The 9,815-nt window shown below is 65.4% G+C and carries 9 protein-coding genes; 2 read left to right on the forward strand and 7 right to left on the reverse strand.

All coding sequences use genetic code 11. From position 1 onward, the window contains the following. The 5 genes from modA to B3D39_RS09105 form a co-directional block, all read right to left on the reverse strand. Positions 1-648, reverse strand: a 648-nt coding sequence (gene modA / locus B3D39_RS09085; RefSeq protein ID WP_286789615.1) for a molybdate ABC transporter substrate-binding protein, incomplete at its 3' end; no start/stop codon positions are given. A gap of 140 nt (positions 649-788) precedes the next feature. Further along, a complete protein-coding gene (locus B3D39_RS09090; RefSeq protein ID WP_078605575.1) occupies positions 789-1,889 on the reverse strand; it encodes a c-type cytochrome in 1,101 nt (366 codons plus the stop codon). Further along, entirely contained in the window at positions 1,886-3,166 is a 1,281-nt protein-coding gene (locus B3D39_RS09095) for a c-type cytochrome (protein WP_274962854.1), read from the reverse strand. Before B3D39_RS09095 ends, B3D39_RS09090 begins: the two co-directional genes overlap by 4 nt. Positions 3,167-3,182: 16 nt before the next feature. Next, on the reverse strand, positions 3,183-3,836 hold the full coding sequence (locus tag B3D39_RS09100; protein WP_078540647.1) for a cbb3-type cytochrome c oxidase subunit II: 654 nt from the start codon (positions 3,834-3,836) through the stop codon (positions 3,183-3,185). Then, positions 3,833-5,407, reverse strand: a complete 1,575-nt coding sequence (locus tag B3D39_RS09105) for a cbb3-type cytochrome c oxidase subunit I (RefSeq protein WP_244176647.1) — start codon at positions 5,405-5,407, stop codon at positions 3,833-3,835. Before B3D39_RS09105 ends, B3D39_RS09100 begins: the two co-directional genes overlap by 4 nt. Before the next feature lie 631 nt (positions 5,408-6,038). Here B3D39_RS09105 and B3D39_RS09110 point away from each other — a divergent pair. Together B3D39_RS09110 and B3D39_RS09115 are read left to right on the forward strand one after the other, a co-directional pair. Continuing rightward, entirely contained in the window at positions 6,039-6,368 is a 330-nt protein-coding gene (locus B3D39_RS09110; RefSeq protein WP_274962855.1) for a YidH family protein, read from the forward strand. A 60-nt stretch (positions 6,369-6,428) separates the two neighbouring features. Next, a complete protein-coding gene (locus B3D39_RS09115; RefSeq protein WP_274962856.1) occupies positions 6,429-7,274 on the forward strand; it encodes a fumarylacetoacetate hydrolase family protein in 846 nt (281 codons plus the stop codon). A 61-nt stretch (positions 7,275-7,335) separates the two neighbouring features. On the opposite strand, the gene kdsA is transcribed toward B3D39_RS09115, so the two are convergent. Beyond that, on the reverse strand, positions 7,336-8,169 hold the full coding sequence (kdsA, locus tag B3D39_RS09120) for a 3-deoxy-8-phosphooctulonate synthase (protein ID WP_286789616.1): 834 nt from the start codon (positions 8,167-8,169) through the stop codon (positions 7,336-7,338). Positions 8,170-8,206: 37 nt separating this feature from the next. Further along, a partial coding sequence (locus tag B3D39_RS09125) for a capsule biosynthesis protein (protein WP_349678085.1) occupies positions 8,207-9,815 on the reverse strand: 1,609 nt, incomplete at its 5' end.

Below are 9,815 nucleotides of genomic sequence, written 5' to 3' on the forward strand. Positions count from 1 at the left end.
GGCCGCGGGGTAGCGGATCGGCGGGTGGCTGTCCGCAGGGAAGGTCGCCACGACATGCACGCGCGGCTCGGCCACGGCATCGGTCGCGTAGGTGATCCCGTAGGGGGCTGCGCCAAGCGCCACCATCGCCAGCGTCGCGCGCACGTTGTCGGCCTGCGCGACTTCCGGCGCAACCTTGGTCCAGAGGCCGTAATGCTCGAGCGCCGCCTTGCCGTATTGGCCTGCGGGCACCGCGTTCACCAGCGACATCGCGAGCTTGCCGCCCTGCAGGAGCGCTTTGATGTCCAGATCCAGAGAAATCTTCACCGGCGCGGCCTTCGGGTCATGGGCGATCAGCACGAGGTGGTTGGCCAGCAGGTCCGCTTGCGTCTCGATGCGGCCTGTCTTCGCGACCGTCTCCATCCAGCCGGGATTGGCGGAGATGTAGATGTCGGCCGGTGCCCCGGCGGCGATCTGACGGGCCAGCGCGCCTGAGCCCGCGTAGGAGATATGCGCCACATCGCCGGTCTTGGCTTCCCAGCCTTTCGCCACCTGATCGAGCGCGGTCTTCATCGAGGCGGCGGCAAAGATCGTGACGTCATCTGCGCGGGCGGGCAGCGCGAGGCTCGCCGGGATCAGCGCAAGGGCGAGGATGCGGGGCAGGGACATGGGGCCTCCTTCGATATGTTCCGCCATACATATTGCAGCGCAGGCCGCCAAAGGCAAGCGCACGGAGCGATGAGAGGGGCGCAAAAAAATGGGCCGGCGCATCGCTGCGCCGGCCCGATCGGGTCGTCTAAGGGAAAGGCTTAGCCGCCCGAGTTTTCGTTTTGCGCGGGCACGGAGGCCTGGTCGCCGGACGGGTAGCCCGGACCCATCAGCTCCCCATCGACTTCCTTGCCGTAGAAGCCCTGGTGCTTGTGGTGCCATTTGTCGAAGGCGTCCTTCACCGTCACGTCGCCAATCTGGCGCGGGTCGTTCGGGCGCGGATGGCTGTCGACGAAGGCGGCCACGTCCCAGGCTTCCTGCACGCTGAGCTTGTTCGGCTCCGACAACGGCATGTTGTGCTTGATGAAGGCAGCGGCGGCGTCGACCTTGTGCATGCCAGCCCCCCAGTTGAAGCTGTGCGGCCCCCAGAGCGGCGGGAAGACGACCTTGCCGTTGATGTCCTTCTGGCCCTGACCGTCGGCGCCGTGGCAGACCGCGCAGTTTTGAGCGAAGACCTCTTCGCCGCGCTGGCGCGAGGGCTCTTGCGCGGGCTTGTCGATCTTGCCGAAGCCTGCGCCTTCCGGTTTCTCGCCCGTGGGCAGGCCCTTGGACATCCAGAAGAAATAGGCCTGCAGGTCGCGATAGACATCCGAGCCATAGGGCGGCGGGCCACCCGAGGGCGAGCCTTGGGCGTTCATCGAATAGGTGAAGCAGCCCTTGATGCGGTCCTCCATGGTGTTCACCATTTTGTTCTTGCCGCGATATTTCGGATAGACCGGGTAGGCGGCCCACATCGGCGCGGAATAGGCCTGACGGCCCGCATCGAGGTGGCAGTTCGAACAGGACAGGTCGTTGCCCACGAAGTCATGCGCGTTGGTGCCGGTATCGTTGAAGATCGCCATGCCGCGGCGCACCGATTTGCCGAAATCGTCATCGGGGATGGTGCTTTCCGCAGGCGGCTGGAACAGCGCGGCCTGCTTGCCGTCGCCGCCGCTTTGCGCCGCGGCGGTCTCGGCTTCGCTCTGGTCGCGGGTGGCGCCGGTCAGCCAGCTGGGGGCAAGGCCGAAATCGACGAGGAGCGAGCCCAGCACGACCAGCACGAGGCCGCCGCCCACTGCGAGGATCGCCCGCAGCACGGTTTGCCCGCGGGAGGATTTGGTCTCTCCGCGCGGAGGGATATCGGACGGGTGCTTGTTACTCATTGATCCACTCCTTCACGGACCGGGATGTTGCTCTCCATCGCGGCCAGTTCGGTTTTGTCCATCGCCGGCATCGGGGCGAGCGACGCGAGGTAGTCGGCCACGGCGCGGCGATCCGAGTCGTTCAGGGCCTTGCCGATCCCCGCCATCAGGCCGAGCGGCGAGTTATGGCGCGAACCGCCCGCCCACATCGCGAGCTGATGCGCGACGTAGCTGGGCTGTTGCGCAGCGATCCCGGGGAAGTTCGGCGCGACGCCGACGCCCGAGGGGCCGTGACAGGTGAAGCAGGCCGGAACGCCGATCGACCAGTCGCCCTGTTTGGCGAGCTGCGCACCGCGTTTGAGATCGCCCTGCAGGGACGGTTTCGCGCCCGAGGGGCTGCTCATGCTCGCGTAGTAATTGGCGAGCTCGCCGATCTCGCGATCGCTGAGACCCTTCGCGACATAGGCCATCGAGTCGTTGAACCGGGTGCCTCTCTGGAAGTCATGCAGCTGCTTGGCCAGATAGGGCGCCGGAAGGCCAGCCAGACGCGGCACGGTCTCGATGCCCTCGCCCTTGTCGCCGTGGCAGCTTGCGCAGGCCCAGACGGTGTCGGTGCCTTTGCCCACGAGCTGTGCGACACGCTCGGAATCGGCGCCCTGATCGGCCGCTTCGGAGTTCGGCTGCGCGGGCAGGTCGTTGATCAGCCCGGCAAGCCCGGCCCCGCCATCGAAGGGGTCCTTGTCACCGGCGACCTTGCGGATATCGGCCACCTCGGGGGCGCTGATCGTCTTGGCGTCGTCATTGAGCCCGGTCGCGACATAGGACGCGATTTCGGAAATCTCGGTGTCGCTGAGAACCGAGCCGAAGGCGGGCATCTGGCCCTCATAGCCGTCGCCATTGACGTTGAGCTCGCCGCCGATGCCGCGCATCACGATATGGGTCACGGCTTTCGCGCCGCCCAGCTTCACGACATCCGAGCCGTGCAGCGGAGGGAAGGCGCCAGCCACGCCTTCGCCTGCGTCGCCGTGGCAGGTGGCGCAATTATCGGCGAACAGCGTCTTGCCCGCGTCCAGATCGGGCGCGGCGGCCTGAGCGAGTTTGGTGCTATCCTCCTTGGCCACCTCTTCTTGCGTCTTGTCGGCGACCTGAACGGCGGTGCTGGTCTGAACCAGCATGATCACCCCCCAGATCGCGAGCGCGATCGCGATCGAATAGACGGGCCATGGGATGCGGCGGGTTTCCTCGAACGGCTCGAAAGTTTCGTCGGGACGCCGGGGATCGGGTTTCTTATCGGTCATTCTTGTCTCCCTGGTCTCAGTTCGAGGCCGTGGTGGCATCGGTCGCGTCGCGTTGCTTTTCGGCGATCAGCGCGTAGCCGTTGTCGCGCAGGCCGTCCTTCGGCGGGGCGTATTGGCGCTTCATGCCCTGCAGATAGGTCACGAGGTCGAGCGCATCCTGCTTGGCCACGATCACACCGGATTTCGGCGCGTATTGCGCGGGCAGCTTGACCACCACATCGTCGGGCCCGGCCTTGTCCTTATGCTCGAAGAGGTAGGGATAGGCGGGCATGATCGACCAGCTCGCAATGGCGCGGGGCTGGTAGAGGTGGGTCAGCTGCCAGGCCTGCGAGGGCAGGCGGTCGCCGATATCCATCAGGTCCGGCCCGGTGCGCATCGTGCCCAGCTGGTGGGGGTCGTCATAGGCATAGTCGCCCGCGACCGAGGCCCGGCCCCAGCCACGTTCGGCATCGGGGGCCTGCGCCAGCGAGCGCGGCTGCTGCGAGTGGCAGTAGAGGCAGCCCATCGAGACATAGACGGCACGTCCGCGCGCCTCGGCCTCGGTGTAGGGTTTGAGCCCCTGCGACGGGCCTTGCGCGCTGATCTGCATGCCCGGCGCGATCACCAGGAACAGGGTCGCGAGCGCAAGGATCGCCAGCGCCGTGATTGCGAGAGGGAGATAGCGGTTCATTCTGCAGCCACCATGTTTTCGGTTTCGGTCTCACGGGTCTTCTTGGCGAAGCCGATCGCGATGAGGTTGATCGCCAGCAGAACGTGGCCCAGCGTCATCAGCCCGCCGCCGAGCGAGCGGCCTTCGAGATAGGGCTTGAGCAGGATCACGCTGTCGGCGAAGGGCTTGGTCGCATCGAGCTGGGCGAGGCCCTGCAGGATGCCGCCGATGGTCAGCGAGAAGAAGTAGACGGCAAAGCCGATCACGTTCAGCCAGAAGTGCCATGCGATCATGCGCGGGAAGGGCCAGTATTTGCCCGTTGCGCGCGGCACGATCTGGTAGATGGCGCCCATCAGCACCAGCGACACGAAGGCATAGGCGCCCAGATGCGCGTGCGCCACCGTGTAATGGGTGAAGTGGGTGATCGTGTTGACCGAGCGCAGCGCCTCGATCGAGCCCTGGAACGAGGCCAGCGTGTACATCACCGCCCCGAAGGAGATGAAGCGCAGCGGCATCGACTCCTTGAGCGCCCAGAGGTTGCTCGCCACCGTGACGTGCTGGTTGATCGCCACCGCGATGACGGGGACGAACATCATCACCGAATGCACGACCGAAAGCGTCACCAGCCAGGTGGGGACGGGGCCGCCGATCAGGTGATGGATGCCGACCTGGCTGTAGAACAGCGCCAGCGCCCAGAAGCCCACCAGCGAAAGCGCATAGGAATAGACCGGTTTGCCGATGATTTTCGGGATGAAGTAATAGGCCGTGCCCACGCCCAGCGGCGTCAGCCACAGGCCCAGCACGTTATGGGCATACCACCAGTTCATCGTGGCCTGCTCGACGCCGTGATGGACGCCGGGGATGTTGGCGACGATGAACAGCACCGGGAACCACAGCACGCCTGCGAGGAAGTACCAGCCCGAGACATAGATGTGATGGACGTTGCGGTTCTTCGCGGTCGCGATCAGCGGGGCCACGAAGCACGCCGCGCCAGCCGCGAGGATGATGTCGATCTGCCACGGGATCTCGAGCCATTCGAGACCGTCGGTCCAGCCGTTCGCGATGGCCAGAACGCCAGCCGCCAGACCGATATTCCACAGCACGATCCCGACCTTCAGAAGGCCCGTCATGCGCAGGTTGGTGCGGAAGATGCGCGGGATGATCCAACACACGGCCGCAAGCCCGCCCTGGCTCGCCCAGCCATAGGCGACCGAGTTCAGGTGCACCGTGCGCATGCGCCCGAAGGTCATCTGCGCGGTCCCCGACATCAGGTCGGGCAGGTGCAGCTCCAGCGAGGCGGCCAGCCCGTGTAGCGAGCCGTAGATCAGCCAGAACACCGCCGCCGCGATGAGCCACATCACGACGCTGGAGGAATTCGCGTCGATGCCGCTGCGGGCGGTGTCGAAATGGTGGGGTTTGTCGGGATAGTCGATATCCGCGCCCTCGCCGGGCTCGAAAATGGTCCGCGCGTCATCGGCGTCTGGCGTATGGACCTGCTTGTTCGCGATCGCCCAGATCAGGATCGTCAACGCCAGAAGCGAGATGACGAAGCTGAGCGCGAGCAGCAGGCCGAGCGTTTCGGTGATTTGCATAGGCTGGCTCCGGTGTCAGACTTGACCCGGGCCGAGCCGGTGCGACGCGTGGATGCTCGTCACTGTTCCATTCTCCCTTTAGCCCGGTTGGTCGGTTTGTTTTCATGTCTCTTTCACGAGCAATGCACGGCAGCGTGATCAGTTCCAAACATGCATATGTTTGCAGATGTCGGGCGCACCGACGCCCGCGCAGGGACGATCACGACCATGTGGCGCGGGGCCGTATGTTCGCGAACGCTAAGGATGATGCAGTCACGGGGGCGCGACCACCTCACCTCACGCGATGATGAATTTGGTTGAACGGACCCTGCGGCATGCTTTCCGGCGCGGGAAGCGCACGGGTCCGGGTGCGCCTTATTTTTCAAGCGCAAAGCTGTCGTTGGGGCGCTCGCAATGTGCTCCCGCGGTACTGATCGGGGCAACGAATGCGTGATCCGCACCTCACGTTTGCCGTGAGACGGGTTGAAGCGTGGGCCGAAGTTCCAAGGGGAAGGGCGGCGTGCCAATTTGCGGGGCCGGGGAACCGACCGGGGCCTCGGGGCGATTCCGATGCACGAGCGGCGCGAAGGGCAGCCTCACAGGCACGCCCACGGCGCGCCGCGACAGGTGCGATGGAAAGGCAGGTTCGGCAGTGGCTTCGCAGGAGAGTTTCAAGGATCATGCCGCGAATGAGCGGACCTTCCTGGCCTGGCTGCGCACGGCCATTGCGATCGTCGGCGTCGGGCTGACGGCTGCCAAGCTGACCCGCGCAGATATTCCCGGCTGGTCCGATCTCGCGATGGTGCTGAGCGGCGGGGTGGTGGTGATCCTCGCCTTCGTGCGGATGCGGATGCTGCGTGCGCTGATCGACGCCGAGGAAGCGCCGGACGAAAAAGGCACCAACTGGCCCGATCTGCTGCTCTTCGCGCTTGTGATCGCGCTCATGGTCCTACTCGGGATTTTCATCCTTCATGTCCGCTGACGCCCTTGCATCTTCGCCGCTGCGCGGGCTTGATGCCGCCAAAATGAAGGAGGACATCACATGAAACTTCTGCGTCATGGGCTGATCGGGGCCGAGAAACCGGGGCTGATGGACGATCAGGGCGTGATCCGCGATCTGTCGGGACAGGTGGCCGATATCGGGGGCGCGGTGCTCTCGGATGACGGGCTGGCCGCGATCGGCTCGCTCGATGCGTCGGAGCTGCCCGTCGTGCCCGATGGCACGCGTCTGGGCGCGCCGGTGGCCGGGATCGGCAAGATGATCTGCATCGGGCTGAACTATGCCGACCACGCCGCGGAATCCGGTTCGCAGGTGCCGCCAGAGCCGCTGATCTTCATGAAGGCCACCTCCGCGATTCAGGGCCCGAACGACCCGATCGTGCTGCCGCGCGGCTCCGAGCAGACCGACTGGGAGGTCGAGCTGGGCATCGTGATCGGCAAGCCCGCGAAATACGTCTCGGAAGAAGATGCGATGGATTACGTCGCGGGTTTCGTGCTCGCCAATGACGTTTCCGAGCGCAGCTATCAGAAGGATCGCGCGGGCCAGTGGACCAAGGGCAAGAGCTGCGACAGCTTCGGCCCGCTCGGTCCGTATCTCGTGACGCGCGACTCCGTGGCCGATCCGCAGAAGCTGGCGATGAAGCTGAGCGTGAATGGCGAGGTGATGCAGAACGGCTCGACCGAGACGATGGTCTTCGGGGTGAAGAAATTGGTGAGCTACCTCAGCCAGTTCATGACGCTGCATCCGGGCGACGTGATCTCGACCGGCACCCCTCCGGGCGTCGCTATGGGTATGGAGACGCCGCGCTTCCTGCGTCCGGGCGACGTGGTGGAGCTGGAGATCGAAGGTCTGGGCAAGCAGCGCGCCGAGGTCGTGGCTGACGCCTGATCCGATCGCAAAGAACAGGGCAGGGCGCGCGGGTCTCTCGCGTGCCCTTTTCTATGGGCGCTTACAGCCGGATCGGGTCGTCCTTGGCGATCCGGTCGAACTCCATCAGAGTCTGCACCAGCTTCGGCATCTGGTTCAGCGGGATCATGTTCGGCCCGTCGGACGGCGCGGTATCGGGCGCCTCGTGGGTCTCGATGAACACGCCTGCGATGCCGAGCGAGACGGCGGCCCGCGCCATCACCGGGGCGAATTCGCGCTGACCGCCCGAGGAACCGCCCTGACCGCCGGGCTGCTGCACCGAATGGGTCGCATCCATGATCACCGGGTAGCCGGTCTTGGCCATCTCGGGCAGGCCGCGCATATCGGCGACCAGCGTGTTGTAGCCAAACGACGTGCCGCGCTCGGTCAGCAGGATCTTCTCGTTGCCCGTCGAGGCGACCTTGTCGGCCACGTTCGGCATGTCCCACGGCGCGAGGAACTGGCCCTTCTTGATGTTCACGACGCAGCCGGTCTCGCCCGCGGCGAGCAGCAGATCGGTCTGACGGCACAGGAAGGCCGGGATCTGGATCACATCGACCACGGCACCCGCGATGCGGGCCTGTTCGGCGTCATGGATGTCGGTCAGCACCGGGCAACCGATCTCTGCGCGCACCTCTTCGAGGATCTTCAGACCCGCGTCGATGCCGAGGCCACGCTTGCCCTTGAGGCTGGTGCGGTTGGCCTTGTCGTAGCTCGCCTTGAAGATGAACTGCGCGCCCGCCTGATCGCAGGCACGGGCCATTTCCTTCGCGATCATCATCGCGTGCTCGCGGCTTTCCAGCTGGCAGGGCCCCGCGATCACCGTCAGCGGGCGGTCGTTCGAGACGGTCAGCCCGCCGATTTTCACGTCTTTCATATCTCTCTCCGCAGCCTCGTGACGGGCCGCTCAGCGGTCAGCTCGAGACCTGCTCGCGCAGGACCGAAGCTGTGAGCGACAGCATCAGATAGATGCCCGAGAAGATCAGGAAAGCCAACAGTGTGTTCTCGAAAGCGCGCGGATAGGTGGGCTCGTCCGGGGCGACGGGGCGCACGCCCATCTCCAGATAGCGCACCTGCTTGTTCGCCTCGATCCGGGCGGTTTCCATCTGCTGGGCGGCCGCCGACAGCAGCATCTGCCGGGTCTGCAACTCGCCCTGAGCGATCTGCAGCTGGCCGGTGACGGCAGCAAGCGACTCGCCCCCCGTGGATTGCCGCGCGGTCGTCAGCTGGCCGCGCGTGGTGTCGAGAAGCGCCTGAATGCGCTTGATGTCGCCCTGCACGCCCGCGACCCGCGCCTGATTGGGCCGCGGATTGTCGAGCAGCTGCCCCAGTTCGAGACGCTTCTGCTGCAACTGGTTTTCCAGATTGGCGACCTGACCCATCACCATCGAGTTTTCGCTGACGGGATCGAGCACTCCGACCTTTTCCTGCAGCTGCTGCACCTTGGATTGCGCCGCGAAGACCTTGGCCTCTGCATCCTCATAGCTTTCGCGCGCGCCCTTCATCTGGTCGTCGCGCAGCCGCGAGGTCAGCTGGTCCACCTGCTGTTCGGCATAGGAGATCAGCGACTCGGAGAATTTCTGCGATTTCGCCGGATCGGGGGCGACCACTTCCATCTTCACGATGCCCTCGGAGGGGTCGTAGCCGATCTGCACCATCTTGGAATAGAGCCGGTAGGCCTGCTCGTCGGTCGCATTTTCCGGCAGCCGCTGCAGCGGGTCGATGCTCTGATCCTCGAAGATCTGCTTGAACCCCTGATCGCGGTCGAGCCGCTTCATCGCATCGCGCGATTGCAGATAGGACTGCACCGTGACCGAGTCCTGATTGGTGGCGAGCTGCGTGCCCGAGAACAGCGAGCCCAGCCCGGAATTGCCCATCCCTTCGGCTTTCTGGATCACGAAGGCCGATTTCGTCGCATACATCGGCGTGGCCATCGCGAAGTAGTAATAGGCGGCCATCAGCGTCGGCAGCACCACGAAGAAGCCCAGCCGCGCGCCCAGCAGCATCAGCTTGCGGCGGCGGCGTTTGGCGATGTCGCGCTGGATGCGCAGGATCTCGGCGGCGCGGCGGTCCGCGTTCATTACCTCGGTGGAGGGGACCTGACCCTGCTTGATCGTCTGCGGCAGGTTCACGCGGGTATCGGCGCCCGGCCCGTCGGTGCGCGCCAGCGCCCGCGAGGTCGCTTCCGCCTCGCCGGGTTTCACCAGCGCCACGATATTCGAGCGGTCGAACGGGTCGATCCCGCGGCGGCGCAGAAGCAGCACGGCCTCGAAATCGGAACTGGCCTGAACGCCGTGTTTCTGGGCCATGCGACGCGCGAGCCGCAACTGGCGGCCGGTCAGCCCTTCGGCGCGGATCGCGTCGATTTCTTCCTCGGGGGTGCGCTGGCCCGCGTCGATCACCTCGGAGTCGGTCTGGCCTGCGGTCGGGAATTTCTGATCGCCGAACCCGTCATCCTGCGGCTCGAACAGGTTGGAGGGATCGTCCGGCTGGCGCTGCGGTTGCGGCTTGCGCTGCCGTTGC

Origin of the sequence: Thioclava sp. UBA3469 (assembly GCF_002378135.1) — a bacterium.
Lineage (GTDB): Bacteria > Pseudomonadota > Alphaproteobacteria > Rhodobacterales > Rhodobacteraceae > Thioclava > Thioclava sediminum.

Excerpts from the sequence above, each read along its gene's own strand:
- B3D39_RS09100 (WP_078540647.1), bottom strand. The coding sequence starts at position 3,836 with ATGAACCGCTATCTCCCTCTCGCAATCACGGCGCTGGCGATCCTTGCG.
- B3D39_RS09105 (WP_244176647.1), bottom strand. The coding sequence starts at position 5,407 with ATGCAAATCACCGAAACGCTCGGCCTGCTGCTCGCGCTCAGCTTCGTC.
- kdsA (WP_286789616.1), bottom strand. The coding sequence starts at position 8,169 with ATGAAAGACGTGAAAATCGGCGGGCTGACCGTCTCGAACGACCGCCCG.
- B3D39_RS09115 (WP_274962856.1), top strand. The coding sequence starts at position 6,429 with ATGAAACTTCTGCGTCATGGGCTGATCGGGGCCGAGAAACCGGGGCTG.
- B3D39_RS09095 (WP_274962854.1), bottom strand. The coding sequence starts at position 3,166 with ATGACCGATAAGAAACCCGATCCCCGGCGTCCCGACGAAACTTTCGAG.
- B3D39_RS09090 (WP_078605575.1), bottom strand. The coding sequence starts at position 1,889 with ATGAGTAACAAGCACCCGTCCGATATCCCTCCGCGCGGAGAGACCAAA.